The organism is Sphingomonas melonis DAPP-PG 224, assembly GCF_000379045.1.
Classification (GTDB): Bacteria; Pseudomonadota; Alphaproteobacteria; order Sphingomonadales; family Sphingomonadaceae; genus Sphingomonas; species Sphingomonas aquatilis.
This window is the reverse complement of the sequence record NZ_KB900605.1, coordinates 2754112-2771491: the sequence shown is the minus strand read 5'-3', so window position 1 is coordinate 2771491 and position 17380 is coordinate 2754112. Positions and strand designations below refer to the sequence as shown.

The window sequence follows — 17380 nt, the reverse complement described above, 5'->3', positions numbered from 1 at the left end:
CTAGGCTGACAACCATCCGCCGACAAGTCCGTTCCGTTAAGCCCGCTTCACCGTGACACAGCATTGTCGGTTAACCCCCGCGCGCTTAGGCAGGAAGGGAATGGGGACCGTTACCGACAGCACACGATTGTTCATCGTCGCGCAGGACGATGATGCGGCAGCGCTCGCGGCGCTGGCGCAGGACGACGGCTGGGCGCCGGTCGTCGATACCGGCGGGCGTGAACTGGTCGCGCGGGCGCTGGCGAGTGGCGCGGCGGTGATCCTGGTCGATGGGCGGAAGGCGCCGGCGGCCGGTCTGGCGGCGGTCCGCGCGCTGGGCGGCCTGATCGCCGCGACCGGCGCGGCGCTGCTGGTGCTGACTGACGACGGCGATACGCTCGACCAGCTCTACGCCGCGGGCGCCACGCATTTCCTGCGGGAGACGGGCGATCCGGCCGATATCCAGCTCGCCCTGCGCTTTGCGGCGCGGCACGCGACCCGCCATCAGGGCGAGCGGCGCGGCCCGGCGTTCGGGCTGCGCGCCGATCCGGAAGACGTCAGCGAGCCGATTTCGGCCTGGCTCGAAGCCGGGCGTCAGGTCGGCATCGTCAGGATCGCACTGTCGCGGCTCGATATCCTGAATGCCGCACGAGGTCGTGCGGTGGGCGACGCGCTGATCGCCGAGGCGCATCGGCAGGTTCGTACGATGGCCGCCGAGCTGCTGGGCGACGATGCGGTGGTCGGCGCGCCGCGCGGCGGCGATATCGTCGTTGCGGCGGTGGCGGAGCAGGGCGCGCTGGTCGGCCTCGCACGTGCCCTTGATGGCGCCCTGTCGCGTCCGATTGCGGTGGGGGGGCGACAGGCGGTGCTGGGCAGTCGCTGGAGCTTGGCGGAGAGCGCACCGGGCGATGATGCCGCCAGCCTGCTCCACCGTGCCGCGGAGGCATTGGTGTCGGCGAAGGCCAGCGACGGGCCGACGATTCGCGTCGCCGGACCCGAGCACACGGCGCCGATCGATTCGCTCGCCATCGACCTGCATTTTGCGATCGAGCGCGACGAGATCGACATCCTGTTCCAGCCGCAGGCGCGAATCGATTCGCGGCGTATCACCGGGGTCGAGGCACTGGCACGCTGGCGGCACGGGCGGCTGGGGCCACTCGGCGCAGACGTGCTGTTTGCCGCGGCGGAGCGTGCCGATCTCGGCCTCGTCCTGTCCGATCATATCCAGGGGCTGGTGCTGGCGCGAATCGCCGCGTGGCCCGAATCGCTGTCGCATGTGCGCGTCGCGCTCAACATCACCGCCGGCGACCTCGGCCGGCCCGGTTTCGCCTATTCCTTCCTGCGGCGCGTCGGCGCCAGCGGCGTGGCGTGCGACCGGCTGACGGTCGAGGTGACGGAGAGTGGCGCGATCCACAATCTCGATCGCGCGGCGGCGATCCTCACCGATCTGCGCGCGGCGGGGCTGCGCGTGGCGCTCGACGATTTCGGCACGGGCTATTCCAGCCTCGCCTATCTCACCACGCTGCCGCTCGATTACCTCAAGCTCGACAAGGCGCTGGCGCTGGGCATCGAGCGGACGCGGCGCCACCGCGGCGTGGTGCGCGCGGTGATGACGCTGGCGCGCTCGCTGGGCCTCGCCGTCGTGGCGGAGGGGATCGAAACCGATACCCAGCGGCAGCTGCTGGCGGCGGAGGGCTGCGCCTTCTACCAGGGCTTCCTGCTCGCGCCCGCACTGGATGACGCAGCATTGGCAGCGATGGTGGGAGACGGGACATGCTGACGATCGTGGCGGCGCTGGCATTGCCGGCCCCGGTGCAGGATGCGCAGGCGGCGATCGAGGCAGCGCTGGCGGACAGCGCGGCAGGCTGGAGCGCCGGGGACATGCCCCGCTTCCTTGCGATCTACGCCGACGATGCGGTGTTCGTGACGAAGAATGGCCTCGTCCGCGGGAAGGCGGCGATCGCGGCGCGCTATGACAAAAGCTATGGCGCCGATGCGAGCAAGCGCGGCGCGCTGTCGTTTCGGATCCTCGGCGCGCGGGCGGTGGATGCGACCCACCGCATGCTCTGGGCGGAATGGCAACTGGCCTATCCCGATGGTCGCAGCGACAAGGGCATGACGTCGCTGCTGTTCGAGAAGCAGGCTCGCGGCTGGAAGATCATCGCCGACCACAGCAGCTGAGTTCGAAACCCGCTTAAGCCGCCATCACCCCGCTGCTTTCGCGAGCCCCTTCGACAGCTGCAACGCGCCATGCAGGCGCGACTTGGCGTCCGGCCACGCCCGCTGCAGCACCAGCTTGCTGTCGGGGCGCAGCTTGGCAACGCCGTTGAGCCGCTCGACATAGGCGAGCAGACCAGCGACGTTCGGCGGCGTATCGTCGTGGAAGCCGACCAGCACGCCGCGCGGCCCCACATCCATTTTGGCGATGCAGGCCTTGCGCGCATTGAGCTTGATCTCGATCACCTTGATGAGGTTCTCGGTCGCATCGGGCAGCGGACCGAAGCGGTCGATCATCTCGGCGGCGAAGGCTTCGATCTCGCGATTGTCTTCCAGCTCGTTGAGGCGGCGGTACAGGCCCATCCGCAGGTCGAGGTCGGGCACGTAATCGTCGGGGATCAGGATCGGCGCGTCGACGGTAATCTGCGGCGAGAAGTCGCGCGGACGGTCGCCCTTCAGCCCGCCGGCCTTGGCGTCCATGATCGCCTCTTCCAACATCGATTGGTAGAGTTCGTACCCAACCTCCTTAATATGCCCCGATTGTTCGTCGCCGAGCAGATTGCCCGCGCCGCGAATGTCGAGGTCGTGGCTGGCGAGCTGGAACCCAGCGCCCAGGCTGTCGAGATCGCTCAACACCTTCAGCCGCTTCTCCGCCGTGTCGGTCATCATCCGTTCGGGCGGCGTCACCAGATAGGCATAGGCGCGCGTCTTCGACCGGCCGACGCGGCCGCGTAGCTGGTACAGCTGGGCGAGGCCGAAGCGGTCGGCGCGATTGACGATCATCGTATTGGCCGAGGCGATGTCGATGCCGCTTTCGATGATCGTGGTCGAGACGAGCACCTCGAACTTCTTGTCGTAGAAGGCGCTCATCCGCTCCTCGACCTCGGTCGCGCTCATCTGGCCATGCGCGATAACGTAGCGGACCTCGGGCACCTCGTTGCGGAGATACTCTTCCAGGTCGGGCAGGTCGGCGACGCGCGGCGTGACGATGAAGCTCTGCCCGCCGCGATAATGTTCGCGCAGCAACGCCTCGCGCAGTACCACCGGGTCCCAGGGGATGACATAGGTGCGGACCGCGAGGCGGTCGACCGGCGGCGTCTGGATGACCGATAGTTCGCGGATGCCGCTCATCGCCATCTGCAACGTGCGCGGGATCGGCGTCGCGGTGAGGGTAAGCATATGCACGTCCGCCCGCAGCGCCTTCAGCCGCTCCTTGTGGGTGACGCCGAACCGCTGTTCCTCGTCGACGATGACGAGGCCCAGGCGCTTGAAGTCGATCGCCTTCGCCAGCAGCGCATGCGTGCCGATGACGACGTCGATGCTGCCGTCCGCCAGCCCCTCCTTGACCCGCTTCGCCTCGGCCGCAGGAACGAGGCGGCTGAGGCGACCGATGTTCATCGGAAAGCCTTCGAACCGCGCGCTGAAATTGTTGAAATGCTGGCGCGCGAGCAACGTCGTCGGGCAGACGACCGCGACCTGCTTGCCCGCCATCGCCGCGACGAAGGCGGCGCGCAGCGCGATCTCGGTCTTGCCGAACCCGACGTCGCCGACGATCAGCCGGTCCATCGGACGGCCGGCGCCGAGGTCGCCCAGCACGTCCTCGATCGCGCGATCCTGGTCGTCGGTTTCGGCATAAGGGAAGCGATCGACGAAGCTGGGATAGCCGGCGGGATCAGGCTCCAGCACGTCACCCGGATGCAGCGCGCGTTCGGCGGCGGTCTTGATGAGCTCGCCCGCGATCTCCCGGATGCGCTCCTTCATCTTCGACTTGCGCCGCTGCCACGCCTCGCCGCCCAGCCGGTCCAGGCTCGCGCCCTCTTCCGATGAGCCGTAGCGCGACAGGACCTCGAGATTCTCGACCGGCACGAACAATTTGTCGCCGCCGGCATATTCCACCGCGACGCAGTCGTGCGGCGACTGGCCGACGGGGATCGAGGTCAGCCCCAGATATTTGCCGATGCCATGATCGGCGTGGACGACGAGATCACCCGGTGTCAGCGTCGCCAGTTCGGCAAGGAAGGCATCCGCCGACTTCTTGCGCTTCGCCCGGCGGACGAGGCGGTCGCCGAGCATGTCCTGTTCGGTCAGTACCGCGACGTCGGGCGCGGTGAAGCCATGGTCGAGCGGCAGCACGACCAGCGCGACGCCGGCACTCTTCGACGTATCGGCGATGCCCAGCGCCTCATGCCAGCTGTCCGCCGCCTTGGCGCCGTTGAGGCCGTGATCCTTCAGCAGATTGCCCAGCCGCTCGCGCGCGCCGACCGAATAGCTGGCGAGGACCGGCTTCTTGCCCTGTTTGCGCAGCGCGCCCAGGTGTTTGACCACCGCTTCGTAGACGTTCGCACCGCCCGACCGCTCCGGTGCGAAATCCCGCGCGCCATCGACGCCGAAATCGAGCACGGTTGCGCTCTCGGGCTCGTGGAAGGGCGTGGTCAGATGCGCGTGACACGCCTCCAGCCCTGCCGCCCATTCCTTGGCGTCGAGGTACAGGGTCTTCGCGGCGAGCGGCCGATAGCTGCCGGGCTGTGCAGCCTCAGCGCGCTGGCGGTTTTCGTAATAATCGGCGACCGCCTCCATTCGCCCCTCGACCGCGCCGGGCACGCCGAAATCGCGCACGATGACGTCGTCGGCGGACAGATGGTCGAACAGCGTCGCCAATTTGTCTTCGAACAGCGGCAGCCAATGCTCCATGCCGGCAAGGCGACGCCCATCGCTGATCGCCTGGTACAGTGGATCGCCGGTCGCGGTCGCACCGAACTTGTCGCGATAGCGCGTGCGGAAGCGCTTGATCGATTCCTCGTCGAGCAGCGCCTCGGACGCGGGCAACAGCGTGAAGCCGTCGATCCGGCCGGTGGTACGCTGATCCTCGGGGCTGAACGTACGTACCGTCTCGATCTCGTCGCCGAAGAAGTCGAGGCGCAGCGCCTGCTCTTCCCCGCTCGGATACAGGTCGACGATGCCGCCGCGCACGGCATATTCGCCCTGATCGTGGACGGTTTCGGTGCGCACATAGCCGTTTGCCTGGAGCAGCTTGGCAAGATCGTCGCGATCGATCCGCGCGCCTGGCTCCAGCGTCGCCACCAGCTGGCGTATCCGGAACGGCGTCAGCACACGCTGCGTCGCCGCATTGGCGGTCGTCAGGACGAGCTGCGGACCCTTGGCCGGGCGCTGCAACCGGTAGAGCGCCGCGATCCGCTCCGCCATGATCCGCAGCGTCGGCGAGGCGCGGTCATAGGGCAGGCAGTCCCAGGCCGGGAAGACGATCACCTCCAGCTCGGGCGCGAAGAACGGCGCCGTCGCCGCAACGGCGCGCATCGCGGCATCGTCCGGCGCGATGAACACCGCGCGCCCCTTCGCTGCGCGGGCGAGGTCGGCGAGCAGCGACGGCTGGAACCCGGCGGGCACGCCCGACAGCGTCAGCGGCGTCTTGGCGGTCAGGATCGTCTTGAGGTCGGGCATCATGGTCCTTGAAGAAGGCAGGCGACTTACGGGCGAACGGCTGCCCCAAATCTATCGTCACCCCGGACTTGTTCCGGGGTCCACTCTGCGGCGAGGGAATAGCCAGAGGCTCATGCCGCCCCCGTGCGGCTCGGTGGACCCCGGAACAAGTCCGGGGTGACGGGGGAACAGACGGAGCTAGTGCCTACTCCGCCACCGGCACGTAGCTCAGCGAGCGCATCTGCATCATCATGTCGCCCTCCCATTCCGGCGGGCAGGGCATCGATCCGATCGCCCAGGCCATGATATCGACATCCTGTTCCTCCAACAGCGCCTCGAACCAGTCGAGCTGTTCGGGCGTCCACCCCGCGCCATGCGCATCGAAGAAGCCGCCGATCATCAGATCCGCCTCTTTCGTGCCGCGATGCCAGGCGCGGAATTTCAGGCGCTTCAAGCGGGTGGCGTGATCCATAGGTCATCCAATACGAATAGCCCGGCGGATGCTGACGGCATCGGTCGGGTAGGCTAGAGGGGTCATGTAGTCATGCGTCCCGCCATCCTCAATCCGCTGTTCGCCGAGGTCACCGCGCTGAAAGGCGTGGGGCCTGCGCTCGCCAAGCCGCTCGACCGGCTGGGGCTGGAGCGCGTGGTCGACGTCGCCTTTCATCTGCCGAGCGGCTGGATCGATCGCCTGCCCCGCGAAGAGCTGGACGTCGCCGACGCCGGTCGCATCATCGCGATCACGCTGACCCCGCGCGATTATCGCACCAGCACCGGCCGCGGTCCGACGCGGGTGCAGGCGACCGATGCGAAGGGCAATTACGTCTCCCTCGTCTATTTTGGCGGGTCGTCGGGCTGGGTGAAGAAGCTGCTGCCGCTGAACGAGCCGCGCCGCGTGTCGGGCAAGCTGGAAAGCTATGGCGAGACGCTCCAGATTATACATCCCGATCTGGGCGAGCCCGAAGAACCCTTCCGCGAACGCGAGGCGATCTATCCGCTGTCGGAAGGCATGACGTCCCGCCGCCTTGCCGGGTTCGCCGCTCAGGCGATCGAGCGGGCGCCTGATCTACCCGAATGGATCGACCCCAGCCTGAAGGCGAAGCGTGGGTGGCCCGACTGGCGCGACGCGCTCGCCCGCATCCACGCTGACCCGGCCGACAAGATGGCGCGCGAACGCCTGGCCTATGACGAGATCTTCGCCAACCAGCTCGCGATGACGCTGGTGCGCGCCGACACGCGCAAGCGGCGGGGCAGGGCGTTGGTCGGCGACTATCGTCTGCGCGACCAGTTGCGCCTGCCCTATAGCCCCACCGGCGCGCAATCGCGCAGCATCGCCGAGATCGAGGGGGACCTCGCTCAGACCGCGCCGATGCTGCGCCTGCTGCAAGGCGACGTCGGATCGGGCAAGACGCTGGTCGCGGCGATGAGCCTGCTGATCGCGGTCGAGGCCGGCGCGCAGGGCGCGATGCTCGCCCCCACCGAAATTCTCGCGCGCCAGCATTATGAGACGCTGCGCAAATTGCTGTCGGGCGTCGACGTCAACATCGCCGTGCTCACGGGCCGCGACAAGGGCCGCGCGCGCGAGGCGACGCTGATGGCGCTGGCGAGCGGCGAGATCGATATCCTCGTCGGCACGCACGCGATCTTCCAGGAAGCGGTGGGCTATCGCGACCTGGCACTGGTCGTGGTCGACGAGCAGCACCGGTTCGGCGTCGCCGAGCGTATGATGCTGCAAGCGAAGGGCAAGGCGCCGCCGCACCTGCTGGCGATGACCGCGACCCCGATCCCGCGCACGCTGACGCTCGCGCAATATGGCGAGATGGACGTCAGCCGATTGGACGAAATGCCGCCCGGCCGCGAACCGATCGAAACGCGTGTTGTGTCCGAGGATCGGCTGGACGAGGTCGTCAACGCGATCGGGCGCCATATCTCCGACGGTGGCCAAGCCTATTGGGTCTGCCCTTTGGTCGAGGAGAGCGAGAAGAGCGACCTCGCCGCCGCCGAGATGCGCGCCGAATCGCTGCGCGCGCGCTTCGGGGACAGGATCGGTGTCGTCCATGGCCGGATGAAGCCGCCCGAAAAGGATGCGGTGATGGAGGCGTTCGCCGGCAATCGTCTGTCCGTTCTCGTCGCGACGACGGTGATCGAGGTGGGGGTCGACGTGCCCAATGCCACGCTGATCGTGATCGAACATGCCGATCGCTTCGGCCTTGCCCAGCTCCACCAGCTACGCGGTCGGGTGGGGCGTGGCGGCGGCCTGTCGCGCTGCCTTCTGCTGCGTGGGGCGTCGCTCAGCGAGACGTCGCGTGCGCGGCTGGCGCTGATGCGCGAAACGAACGACGGCTTCCGCATCGCGGAAGAGGATCTACGCCTGCGCGGCGGCGGCGAATTGCTCGGTACGCGTCAGTCGGGCGAGGTAACGTTTCGTCTGGCGCTGCCGGACATGCTCAGCGACCTCCTCCACTGCGCGCAGGACGATGCCCGTTTGCTGATCGATCGCGACGGCGGGCTGGAGGGGCCGCGCGGACAGGCGGCGCGGATCGCACTGTATCTGTTCGATCGCGACGCTGGCGTGGCGCTGCTGCGGTCGGGCTAAGGGGCGAGCAGGTCAGCCCTGCATCGCGCCCAGGACGGCGTGATATTGGTTCGCCGGTATCGCCTTTTCGAACTGGCAGCCGATCCGGCCGCCAAGCGCCCAGCGCACGGCCGCCTGCATCTCACCGACCACGGGCAGCGTCACGCGCAGCCATTCGCCGACGCTCACGTCGGCATCGCTGCGAATCATCACGCCCTGCGGTGACAGGTTCACCGCCAGCACCGACAGCGTCCGACGATCGGTCAGCACGGCACGGCATCGATGATGCACCTCGTCGCGCGGCTCGGCACGGCCGTCGATCGGGTGGGACAGGGCTTGCGACATGGCCGATACTCCTCACGCCCCGGACGTGGCCGTGACCATTCCGGACTGAAGCGATAGAAGAGTAACCGTTTACGCTTGCTTACTGTTCCCGAACGAGCAGGCCGTGGTTCTTCTTGCCCGCGGACAGGCGAACCGGGTCTTCGCCGACAGCGATCATCAGCGCCTCGTCGCTCACCTTGTCGGTGCCGATGCGGGCGCCACCGCCCGCGATCAGGCGACGCGCCTCGCCCTTCGACTTGGCGAAGCCGAGCGCGATCAGCGCATCGACGACGTTGATCGATCCGCCCGCGACCGTGACGCTGGGCAGCGCCGCGCCGCTGGCACCTTCCTCGAACGTGCGGCGCGCGGTCTCAGCCGCGTCCTCGGCAGCGGCGCGACCGCGGCACATCGCCGTCGCCTCGTTGGCAAGCACCTTCTTGGCTTCGTTGATCTCGGCGCCTTCCAGCGCCTCCAGCCGCGCGATCTCGTCCAGCGGCAGATCGGTGAACAGGCGCAGGAAGCGGCCCACGTCGCGATCGTCGGTGTTGCGCCAGAATTGCCAGTAATCGAAATGCGGCAGCTGGTCCTCGTGCAGCCACACCGCGCCCGCGACGGTCTTGCCCATCTTCTCGCCTGATGCGGTCGTCAGCAGCGGGGTAGTGACGCCGAACACCTCGGTGCCGTCCATGCGGCGGGCGAGCTCGATCCCGTTGACGATATTACCCCATTGATCGCTGCCGCCCATCTGCAGCCGCACACCGCAGCGGCGCGATAGCTCCATGAAGTCATAGGCTTGCAGGATCATGTAGTTGAATTCGAGGAAGGAAAGCGACTGTTCGCGATCCAGCCGCAGCTTCACCGAATCGAAGCTGAGCATCCGGTTGACCGAGAAATGCTGGCCGACGTCGCGCAGGAACGGAATGTATTCCAACGCATCGAGCCATTCGGCATTGTCGAGCATGATCGCGTCCGTCGGGCCGTCCCCGAAGGTCAGGAAGCGTTCGAAGATCCGCTTGATCGACGCGACATTGGCCTGAATCCCATCCTCGGCGAGCAGTTTGCGCGCCTCGTCCTTGAAGCTGGGGTCGCCGATCTTGCCGGTGCCGCCGCCCATCAGCACGACGGGCTTGTGCCCGGTCTGTTGCAGTCGGCGCAGCAGCATGATCTGCACCAGGCTGCCGACGTGGAGCGACGGTGCGGTCGGATCGAAGCCGATATAGCCGGGCACGACCTGCTTCGCCGCGAGCGCATCGAGCGCGGCCGCATCGGTGAGCTGGTGGAGGTAGCCGCGCGTCGCGAGCGTGTTCAGCAGATCGGACTGGTAGGTCATGGCGCGCGGTTAGCAAGCCGAACGCCGCACGTCACCCTGTCCCATTCGGGCAGACGCAATCGGCCGTTACCGCCCCGACAGCTGGCTCAGCGGATCGACCGGCGTACGCCCCTTGCGCAGCTCGAAATGCACCTCTGGGCGGTCGGCAAGGCCGGTGTCGCCCGACAGCGCAATCGTCTGTCCCCGCTTCACGCTCTGGCCCCGTTGGACGAGCAGCTTGCTGGCGTGGCCATAGACGCTGGTCCAGCCGCCACCGTGCTTGATGATGATCAGGCCGCCCAGCGCCGCGATCCCGTCGCCGGCATAGGCGACGACGCCGTCCGCACTCGCATGGATCGCCGTGCCCACCGGGACCGCGATCTTGATCCCGTCGTTGCGTTCGCCGCTGCGGCCGGGGCCGAAGCGGCGGACGACCTGACCGTCGACCGGCCAGACGAACCCGCCTTGTAGCCGCGCCGGCGCCGCGACGACCTCCGTCGATGGCAGCACGCGGCGCGGATTGGCGACGGGCCGCGCGGGCGCCTGACGGGGGGCGGGCGTCGGCTCGCCGCCGGTCAGGATGTCGTCGATGTCGAGGCGGAAGGCGGCGGCGCGCTCGGCCAGGCTGGGCGCCTGGGTCGGGTCGCCGGGGATCAGGATACGCTGGCCGGCCCGCAGGATATAGGGTTCCTCCAGGGCATTGGCGGCGACGATCCGCGACCATTCGATGCCATAGGCCCGGGCGATGGCGATGCCCGTCTCGCCCTGCCGCACCAGATGATAGCGGCCGCCCGGAATGGTGAGTGTCTGCCCCGTCTGCACCGCAAAGGGCGGTTCGAGCGCGTTGGCGCGCGCGATCGCCTCCGCGCTGGCACCGGTGCGCTCGGCGATCCGGCGCAACGTGTCGCCCGGGGCGACGGTATAGCTCTGTGTCGCGACCACCTGCGCGTCGGGCGTCACGGGCCGCGCTTCCCATGCGGGGCGCGCGGTGGGGGGCATGGCCACCTGCCGCGAGGGAGGGGGCATCTCCTCACGCAAGGGTTGCGGGGCGTCCTGCTCGGGATAGCGCGCGGCGGGTTCGGGCGGCGGGTAAGCGGCGGCCGGGGGATAGGCGGGGCGGGGCGGGGGCGGGGCCTCGGCCGAGATGTCGTCGACGCTCGGAATACACGCCGACAGCATCAGCCCGGCCAGCGCTACCCCCGTGACGGTCCGACCCCGCGCCATCCGATCAGCCCTGCGGTTCGAGCCGGTCGAGCCCGCGCAGATAGGGTCGCAGCACTGCCGGCACGACGACCGATCCGTCCGCCTGCTGATAGTTTTCCAGCACCGCGACCAGCGTACGTCCCACCGCAAGGCCGGACCCGTTCAGCGTGTGAACGAAGCGCGGGGCCTTCTCGCCCTCCGCCCGGTAGCGCGTGTTCATCCGCCGCGCCTGGAAATCGCCCGTGTTCGAACAGGACGAAATCTCGCGCCACGCCTGCTGGCCCGGCAGCCATACTTCGAGGTCGAAGGTCTTGCGCGCGCCGAAGCCCATGTCGCCCGTGCAGAGCAGGATGCGTCGATAGGGCAGGTCCAGCGCCTCCAGCACGCTTTCCGCACAACGCGTCATGCGCTCATGCTCGGCGTCGCTGTCCTCGGGACGGCAGATGCTGACCAGCTCGACCTTTTCGAACTGGTGCTGGCGGATGAACCCGCGGGTGTCGCGTCCGGCCGCGCCCGCCTCGCTGCGGAAGCAGAGCGTATGGGCGGTGAGCCGCATCGGTTCGACGAGCGTGTCGAGGATCTGGCCCATCGCCGATGCGGTCAGGCTGACCTCGGCGGTCGGGATCAGCCAGCGGCCATCCGTCGTGCGGAAGGAGTCCTCGGCGAACTTGGGCAGCTTGTCCGTGCCGTACATTGCGGGGTCGTTGACCAGCACGGGCGGGTTGCACTCGACGTAGCCATTGTCGGCGGTCTGGTGGTCGAGCATGAACTGGGCGAGCGCCCGGTGCAGCCGCGCCATTGGCCCGCGCAGGAACGTAAAGCGCGCGCCCGACAGATCGGCGCCCGTCTTGAAGTCCATGCCCAGCGCCGGACCGATGTCGGCATGCTCGCGTGGCGTGAAGTCGAACGCGCGCGGGGTTCCCCAGCGGGTCTGTTCGACGTTGCCGGCCTCGTCCTCGCCGTCGGGGACGTCCGCTGCGGGCAAATTGGGGATGGTGGCCAGCGCGCGCTCGAGCGCGAGGCCTGCTTCGGCATCGGCGGCCTCGAGACCGGGCAGCGCCTCTTTCAGCGCCGCGACTTCGGCCATGAGCGCCTGCGCGCGCACTTCGTCCTTTTGCGCCTTTGCCTGACCGATGCCCTTCGATAGCTCGTTCCGGCGGGTCTGCGCGTCCTGGGCAGCGGCGATCGCAGCGCGGCGCGCGTCGTCCAGCGCGATGAGCTCGGCGGACTGGGGGGCAGCGCCCCGGCGGGCGAGGGCGGCGTCGAAGGCGGCGGGATCGTCCCGGATGGCGCGGATGTCGTGCATGGCGCGGCTATGCCCCGCCGCGCGTCAGGCGGCAACCCGCCCGCCTCGGCTGCGTTGAGCAGGGGATAGCAACGATCAGGAGAAGCCCCGATGCAGGTCCCCCACAATGCCTTCGTGCTCGTCGCCGACGGTCGCAAGGCGCTGTTCTTCCGCAACGAGGGCGATGCGGACTATCCCAATCTCCAGGTCGAGCATGCCGAGGAGAAGGTGAACCCGGCCGATCGCGATCAGAAGACCGATGCCGCCGGTCAGGCCTCCTCGACGCAAGGTGGCACGATGGGCGAAACGGACTTCCACCAGCAGGAAGAGGATCGCTTCGCGGCCGAGACGGCCGATATGCTGAAGCGCCGCGCGCTGGCCAACGATTTCGAATCGCTGATCATCGTCGCCCCGCCCAAGACGCTGGGCGAGCTGCGCAAACATTATCACAAAGAGGTCAGCAACCGGCTTGCGGGTGAGCTGGCCAAGGACCTCACCGGCCATCCGGTGCCGGATATCGAGCAGGCGCTGCGTTCGGCCTGACGAACCGCCCAAAGAAAAAAGGGGCTGCCGAGCGATCACTCGGCAGCCCCTTTTTTGTTACGAAACCGGGCTTCGGGTCAGGCCGCCTGCGGCTTGGCGAAGCGCTTGCGGGCGACCAGAGCGGCGGCAGCGGCGCCGAACAGCAGCACCATCGGCGGCGCGGGCACCGGCGCGGGCGGGCCGCCCGACGATCCGGTCGAACCCGGCGGCGGCGGGGGCGGCGGCGGTCCGCCGGTGGAGCTCCAGCCCTTCGAGCTCGAACCATATTGGCCCTGGCCTTGGCCTTGTCCCTGGCCCTGACCTTGCCCCTGACCTTGGTTCTGCCCCTGACCCTGGTTCTGGCCCTGGCCCTGGCCCTGATTCTGGCTCTGGTTGTTGTTGTTATTATTGTTGTTGTTGTTTTCGTTGTAATTCTGGTTGGTGTTATTGTTCTGGTTATTATTGTTATTGTTGTTCTGATTGTCGACGACGACGTTCGCGCCGCCCGTGGAGCTGCTGGTCGACGAACTGCTCGACACGTTCCCCGACGAGCTGCTCGACACATTGCCGGACGACGAGGAACTGCTGGACGAACTGGTCGAGCTCGACCCGCCGCTGGACGTCGACGAAATCACGATGCTGCCCGACGATCCGGACGATCCACCGCCGAAGAAGCCGCCCCCGAAGAAGCCGCCGCCGCCGCCACCCCAGCCGCCGCTGCCGCCGACGACCACCGGAACACCGCCACCGCCGCCGGTTACGAAGCCTTCGGACGCGGGCAGGGGCACCGGCACCGGTGCCGCCTGACTGGCGACCGTCACCACGGCTGGTGCGCAGGCCGCGGTGGTCGTCGTGGTCACCACACGACGGCGCAAGGCCTTACGCTGGACCGCGGCGACCTGCCGATGCGCGACCACGCGCTTCTTGACCTGTTTGGTGTAGACGGGGCGGCTGGGACGTTCGGCGACGTGGACGGCGCCACCGCCGATCAACGCACCGCCACAGGCGCATGCGCACAATTTCGCCAAAGCCATCCGTACGGACATCGGGTCTCTCTTTCATTGCCGGTCCCTGCGGCCCGGATCGTCGTGTCGCAGCAACGGAGTGCCGCCTATGCCATTCAACGCAAAACAAACCGTTAAGTGCAAGTTTGTTAACCAGCAATTCGCTGCTTTTGCAGTGCTTCACCGAGATTGCACCATCTGATTCGCGGTTAACGTACCAGAGTGAAACAGCGGTGGGTTTCGCAATCGCGTTCCGACCGTAACGCAGCTTAGTCGCTGACTTGCAACCGTTCTGGTCCCATTCGCAATAAAAGTTCGTGTTTGCGATCGATTCGGTAACTCGCATCGCTTGTGGTTCCGTTCAGCCGCGATTATAGGCGCCTCACCAATATGGGGGCGGTCCCGGGTTCAAGTTCAGGGACCGGAGGGAGAGTGGCATGGCAACGCACGTAAGCCGCGTACACGACAGGAATGCCGACATGTTGCCCGCGAACGACGCCGGCGACTGGAGCGATGATGGTTATCGGCCCAGCCCCGATGAGCCGTTCATGAATCTTCGCCAGCAGACCTATTTCCGCAACAAGCTGCTCCGCTGGAAGGACGCGATCCTGCAGGACGCGGCCGGAACGCTCAACCAGCTGCAGCTCGACTCGCTGCGCGAAGCCGATCTGACCGACCGCGCGTCGAGCGAGACGGATTGGTCGATCGAACTGCGCACCCGCGATCGCCAGCGCAAGCTGGTGTCGAAGATCGAAGCCGCCATCCGCCGCATCGACGAGGGCGAATACGGCTATTGCGAAGTCACCGGCGAGCCGATCAGCCTCGGCCGGCTGGAGGCGCGACCGATCGCGACGATGACGCTGGAGGCGCAGGAACGCCACGAGCGTAACGAGAAGATTTCGCGCGAGGATTGATCGTGCGCCGGCGGTCGCGCTGCGATGTGCCGGCGTTTACGTTCTGGTAAGATTCGGGGCGGCATGCGGTGGGAATTTCCCGGCCGATCATGACGAGGGCACCGGATATGGACAGCCTCTTCCACGCGTCTCTTACGGCATCCGACGATGCCGGGCCTGTCAACGACGGCGTCGTGACGCCGCGCCAGCCACCGCGCGAAAGCCTGTTGCTCCCGGCGCGTCTGTGGCTGCACGGCGATCATTGCGATCGCGGGGTTCGGATGCGCAACCTGTCGCCGGGCGGGGTGATGGTCGACTGCGGTGTGCTGAGGGAGCCGGGATCGCTGGTGCGTCTGGAGATGCCGGGGCTGGGAACGGTCGCGGGGAAGGTCGCCTGGTGTACCGCGGGACGGATGGGGATCGCGTTCGACGCCCCGATCGATCCGGCGCTGGTGCGCGACGAGGTCACTGCGGTCTAAGGTTCGCGGCGGGCGTTCCCCTTCGACGTGCCGCCCCTGCAAAAAGCCCCTCCGGGTTGGGGAGGGGCTGAATGGCGTCAGGCTCTACAGGCCCGTAAGCTCTTCCTTCAATTTCAGCTTTTGGCGCTTCAGGTCGGTGAGGATCGCGGAGTTGGGCATCGGGCGATGGGATTCGTCGGCGATGCGGCGGTCGAGCGCGGCATGCTTGGTTTCCAGTGCCTGTTGATGCGTCGTCTGCATTTCGGTGTACCTCCTGATGCATGCGTGTTGGGGGACTGAGTAAACCACCGAACATCCTAAAAGTCGTCACCGAAAATGGTTGAACGCGATTAGCCGAGGGGCATGATGCGACGACTTGGGTTGGTCGTCCGGCTGCGCTAGGGGCAAAGCGGGCCGCAGGGTGGTGGCAGGGGGTTTTACCATGGACGACGCGCAGATCATCGCCCGCCTGGAACAGCTGCGCACCGAGCATCGCGATCTCGACGCGGCGATCACGGCCTTGGGCGCCAGCGCGACGCCCGACCAATTGCAGCTCGCCCGGCTGAAGAAGCGCAAGCTGCGGCTGCGCGACGAGATCGCCTTATGCGAAGACCAGCTGATCCCGGATATCATCGCCTGAGCCGCCGGTGGTGTTTTTTCCGTTTTGGCACAGCATCGACAGCAACGGCCGCTGGGCAGGCGGCGCACGCTATGCCACCGGTGAACGCATGACTGGCAGCCGTTCCGAATCACGCATTCATCGTCGCCTGATCGATTCGCTCTATACGGAGGCGATGCTGCTGGCGGACGAAGCGCGCAGCTATTTCGACGAGGCGGGACGGCTGGAGCGGGAAGCGCTCGACCCGCTGATCCGCGTCGGCTTTTCGTGCGAGTCGTTGAAGGTGACGACGCGGCTGATGCACGTCATCGCCTGGCTGCTGACGCAGCGTGCGATCGATGCGGGGGAGATGCAGCCGCGCGATGCGCTCGACGGGAACCGGCGGCTGGGCCACGCGCCGCAATTCGACGCGGACTTGGTCGCGGCGCTGCCGCAGCGTGCCCGCGCATTGGTAGAGGCGAGCGCGAACCTGCACCGCCGCGTCGGTCTGCTGGATGCGGCGCAAGTCGATGCGGTCGCCCCCAGCCCGGTCCAGCGCCTGCACGATCGGCTGGCACTGGCCTTCTGACCGCGACGCGGCGCCGGATCAGCCGGCGATCCGCGCCTTTGCCGCCGCATATTCGCGCGCGAAGCGATCGACGCGGTCGGCGACGCTTTCCACCGCATCGATCACGCCGATGCCCTGGCCCGATCCCCAGATATCGCGCCAGGCCTTCGCCTTCGATCCGTTGTTGCCGCCGAAGTTCATCGTCTTCAGGTCACCCTCGGGCAGATGATCGGGGTCCAGCCCGGCCGCTTCGATCGAGCTACGCAGGTAATTGCCGTGCACGCCGGTGAACAGGTTCGAATAGACGATGTCGGCCGCCTTGCTCGCGACGATCGACGCTTTGTAATCGGGCGCGGCATTCGCCTCGGTCGTGGCGATGAAGGGTGAGCCGATATAGGCGAAGTCGGCGCCCATCGCCTGCGCCGCCAGAATCGCACCGCCCGTCGCGATGGAACCCGACAAAGCGAGCGGTCCATCAAACCACTGGCGGATTTCCTGGATGATCGCGAAGGGGGACAGGCGCCCCGCATGGCCGCCGGCACCGGCCGCCACCGCGATCAGCCCGTCCGCTCCCTTTTCGATCGCCTTGCGCGCGAAACGATCGTCGATGACGTCGTGCAGCGTGATGCCGCCCCAGCCATGCACCGCGGTGTTCAGGTCCTCGCGGGCGCCCAGCGAGGTGATGACGATCGGCACCTGCCACTTGGCGCAGGTGGCAAGATCGGCTTCCAGCCGGTCGTTCGATTTGTGAACGATCTGGTTGACCGCGAACGGCGCGGCGGGATGATCCGGGTGCGCCCGATTATGCGCGGCGAGCTCTTCGGTGATTTGGTGCAGCCATTCGTCCAGCAACGCCTGCGGCCGGGCGTTGAGCGCCGGAAAGGAGCCGACGATGCCCGCCTTGCACTGCGCGATCACGAGTTCCGGCCCGGAAATGATGAACAACGGCGAACCGATCACGGGCAGGCGCAGGCGGTCGAACAGCGTGGGCGTCGTCATGGTCGGGC

The 17380-nt window shown here is 67.3% G+C and carries 17 protein-coding genes; 8 read left to right on the top strand and 9 right to left on the bottom strand.

Translation table 11 applies throughout. The features are described from left to right. Nucleotides 1–100 precede the first annotated feature (100 nt). Entirely contained in the window at nt 101–1759 is a 1659-nt protein-coding gene (locus SPHME3_RS0113385; RefSeq protein WP_017978690.1) for a GGDEF domain-containing phosphodiesterase, read from the top strand. Further along, entirely contained in the window at nt 1753–2160 is a 408-nt protein-coding gene (locus SPHME3_RS0113380; RefSeq protein ID WP_017978691.1) for a YybH family protein, read from the top strand. The genes SPHME3_RS0113385 and SPHME3_RS0113380 overlap by 7 nt, the downstream gene beginning before the upstream one ends. Nucleotides 2161–2184: 24 nt before the next feature. Here SPHME3_RS0113380 and mfd read toward each other — a convergent pair whose 3' ends face one another. Both mfd and SPHME3_RS0113370 read right to left on the bottom strand, forming a co-directional pair. Next, complete coding sequence (gene mfd / locus SPHME3_RS0113375; protein ID WP_018250817.1) at nt 2185–5655, bottom strand: transcription-repair coupling factor; 3471 nt, start codon at nt 5653–5655, stop codon at nt 2185–2187. Between the two features lie 184 nt (nt 5656–5839). Then, a complete protein-coding gene (locus tag SPHME3_RS0113370; protein WP_017978693.1) occupies nt 5840–6106 on the bottom strand; it encodes an FAD assembly factor SdhE in 267 nt (88 codons plus the stop codon). Between the two features lie 72 nt (nt 6107–6178). Between SPHME3_RS0113370 and recG the strand changes: the two genes are divergently transcribed. Continuing rightward, a complete protein-coding gene (gene recG / locus SPHME3_RS0113365) occupies nt 6179–8230 on the top strand; it encodes an ATP-dependent DNA helicase RecG (RefSeq protein ID WP_017978694.1) in 2052 nt (683 codons plus the stop codon). A gap of 12 nt (nt 8231–8242) precedes the next feature. On the opposite strand, the gene SPHME3_RS0113360 is transcribed toward recG, so the two are convergent. The 4 genes from SPHME3_RS0113360 to serS all read right to left on the bottom strand — a co-directional run bounded on the left by SPHME3_RS0113360 (nt 8243) and on the right by serS (nt 12351). Beyond that, entirely contained in the window at nt 8243–8554 is a 312-nt protein-coding gene (locus tag SPHME3_RS0113360; RefSeq protein WP_017978695.1) for a PilZ domain-containing protein, read from the bottom strand. A 79-nt stretch (nt 8555–8633) separates the two neighbouring features. Further along, complete coding sequence (tyrS, locus tag SPHME3_RS0113355; protein ID WP_017978696.1) at nt 8634–9863, bottom strand: tyrosine--tRNA ligase; 1230 nt, start codon at nt 9861–9863, stop codon at nt 8634–8636. 66 nt (nt 9864–9929) lie between these two features. Continuing rightward, nucleotides 9930–11066, bottom strand: coding sequence for a M23 family metallopeptidase (locus tag SPHME3_RS0113350; RefSeq protein WP_017978697.1), 1137 nt, complete (start codon nt 11064–11066; stop codon nt 9930–9932). Nucleotides 11067–11070: 4 nt separating this feature from the next. Then, complete coding sequence (gene serS / locus SPHME3_RS0113345; protein ID WP_017978698.1) at nt 11071–12351, bottom strand: serine--tRNA ligase; 1281 nt, start codon at nt 12349–12351, stop codon at nt 11071–11073. Nucleotides 12352–12441: 90 nt separating this feature from the next. Here serS and SPHME3_RS0113340 point away from each other — a divergent pair, with 90 nt between their 5' ends. Then, the gene (locus tag SPHME3_RS0113340) at nt 12442–12873 is read left to right on the top strand and encodes a host attachment family protein (protein ID WP_017978699.1); all 432 of its coding nucleotides are present in this window, start codon (nt 12442–12444) and stop codon (nt 12871–12873) included. Nucleotides 12874–12950: 77 nt separating this feature from the next. On the opposite strand, the gene SPHME3_RS0113335 is transcribed toward SPHME3_RS0113340, so the two are convergent. After that, nucleotides 12951–13898, bottom strand: a complete 948-nt coding sequence (locus SPHME3_RS0113335; RefSeq protein WP_156002626.1) for a hypothetical protein — start codon at nt 13896–13898, stop codon at nt 12951–12953. 437 nt (nt 13899–14335) lie between these two features. Between SPHME3_RS0113335 and dksA the strand changes: the two genes are divergently transcribed. Beyond that, nucleotides 14336–14770 carry an RNA polymerase-binding protein DksA gene (dksA, locus tag SPHME3_RS0113330; protein ID WP_017978700.1) on the top strand — a complete coding sequence of 145 codons (435 nt, stop codon included), beginning with the start codon at nt 14336–14338 and terminating at the stop codon, nt 14768–14770. A gap of 107 nt (nt 14771–14877) precedes the next feature. Beyond that, on the top strand, nt 14878–15228 hold the full coding sequence (locus SPHME3_RS0113325; protein WP_017978701.1) for a PilZ domain-containing protein: 351 nt from the start codon (nt 14878–14880) through the stop codon (nt 15226–15228). 84 nt (nt 15229–15312) lie between these two features. On the opposite strand, the gene SPHME3_RS20730 is transcribed toward SPHME3_RS0113325, so the two are convergent. Continuing rightward, on the bottom strand, nt 15313–15468 hold the full coding sequence (locus SPHME3_RS20730) for a YdcH family protein (protein ID WP_017978702.1): 156 nt from the start codon (nt 15466–15468) through the stop codon (nt 15313–15315). 181 nt (nt 15469–15649) lie between these two features. Here SPHME3_RS20730 and SPHME3_RS0113315 point away from each other — a divergent pair, with 181 nt between their 5' ends. Both SPHME3_RS0113315 and SPHME3_RS0113310 read left to right on the top strand, forming a co-directional pair. Further along, nucleotides 15650–15847 (top strand): YdcH family protein, encoded by a 198-nt coding sequence (locus tag SPHME3_RS0113315; RefSeq protein WP_017978703.1) that lies wholly within the window; start codon nt 15650–15652, stop codon nt 15845–15847. Between the two features lie 7 nt (nt 15848–15854). Then, a complete protein-coding gene (locus SPHME3_RS0113310; RefSeq protein ID WP_017978704.1) occupies nt 15855–16394 on the top strand; it encodes a DUF1465 family protein in 540 nt (179 codons plus the stop codon). Between the two features lie 18 nt (nt 16395–16412). Here the strand turns inward: SPHME3_RS0113310 and SPHME3_RS0113305 are convergent, their stop codons facing one another. Then, nucleotides 16413–17372, bottom strand: a complete 960-nt coding sequence (locus tag SPHME3_RS0113305; RefSeq protein ID WP_017978705.1) for an NAD(P)H-dependent flavin oxidoreductase — start codon at nt 17370–17372, stop codon at nt 16413–16415. Between the last annotated feature and the right edge of the window lie 8 nt (nt 17373–17380).

Excerpts from the sequence above, each read along its gene's own strand:
- SPHME3_RS0113350 (WP_017978697.1), bottom strand. The coding sequence starts at position 11,066 with ATGGCGCGGGGTCGGACCGTCACGGGGGTAGCGCTGGCCGGGCTGATG.
- SPHME3_RS0113360 (WP_017978695.1), bottom strand. The coding sequence starts at position 8,554 with ATGTCGCAAGCCCTGTCCCACCCGATCGACGGCCGTGCCGAGCCGCGC.
- SPHME3_RS0113315 (WP_017978703.1), top strand. The coding sequence starts at position 15,650 with ATGGACGACGCGCAGATCATCGCCCGCCTGGAACAGCTGCGCACCGAG.
- SPHME3_RS0113370 (WP_017978693.1), bottom strand. The coding sequence starts at position 6,106 with ATGGATCACGCCACCCGCTTGAAGCGCCTGAAATTCCGCGCCTGGCAT.
- SPHME3_RS0113385 (WP_017978690.1), top strand. The coding sequence starts at position 101 with ATGGGGACCGTTACCGACAGCACACGATTGTTCATCGTCGCGCAGGAC.
- SPHME3_RS0113305 (WP_017978705.1), bottom strand. The coding sequence starts at position 17,372 with ATGACGACGCCCACGCTGTTCGACCGCCTGCGCCTGCCCGTGATCGGT.
- SPHME3_RS0113335 (WP_156002626.1), bottom strand. The coding sequence starts at position 13,898 with ATGTCCGTACGGATGGCTTTGGCGAAATTGTGCGCATGCGCCTGTGGC.
- tyrS (WP_017978696.1), bottom strand. The coding sequence starts at position 9,863 with ATGACCTACCAGTCCGATCTGCTGAACACGCTCGCGACGCGCGGCTAC.
- SPHME3_RS0113340 (WP_017978699.1), top strand. The coding sequence starts at position 12,442 with ATGCAGGTCCCCCACAATGCCTTCGTGCTCGTCGCCGACGGTCGCAAG.
- dksA (WP_017978700.1), top strand. The coding sequence starts at position 14,336 with ATGTTGCCCGCGAACGACGCCGGCGACTGGAGCGATGATGGTTATCGG.
- SPHME3_RS0113380 (WP_017978691.1), top strand. The coding sequence starts at position 1,753 with ATGCTGACGATCGTGGCGGCGCTGGCATTGCCGGCCCCGGTGCAGGAT.
- SPHME3_RS0113325 (WP_017978701.1), top strand. The coding sequence starts at position 14,878 with ATGGACAGCCTCTTCCACGCGTCTCTTACGGCATCCGACGATGCCGGG.
- serS (WP_017978698.1), bottom strand. The coding sequence starts at position 12,351 with ATGCACGACATCCGCGCCATCCGGGACGATCCCGCCGCCTTCGACGCC.
- SPHME3_RS20730 (WP_017978702.1), bottom strand. The coding sequence starts at position 15,468 with ATGCAGACGACGCATCAACAGGCACTGGAAACCAAGCATGCCGCGCTC.
- mfd (WP_018250817.1), bottom strand. The coding sequence starts at position 5,655 with ATGCCCGACCTCAAGACGATCCTGACCGCCAAGACGCCGCTGACGCTG.
- recG (WP_017978694.1), top strand. The coding sequence starts at position 6,179 with ATGCGTCCCGCCATCCTCAATCCGCTGTTCGCCGAGGTCACCGCGCTG.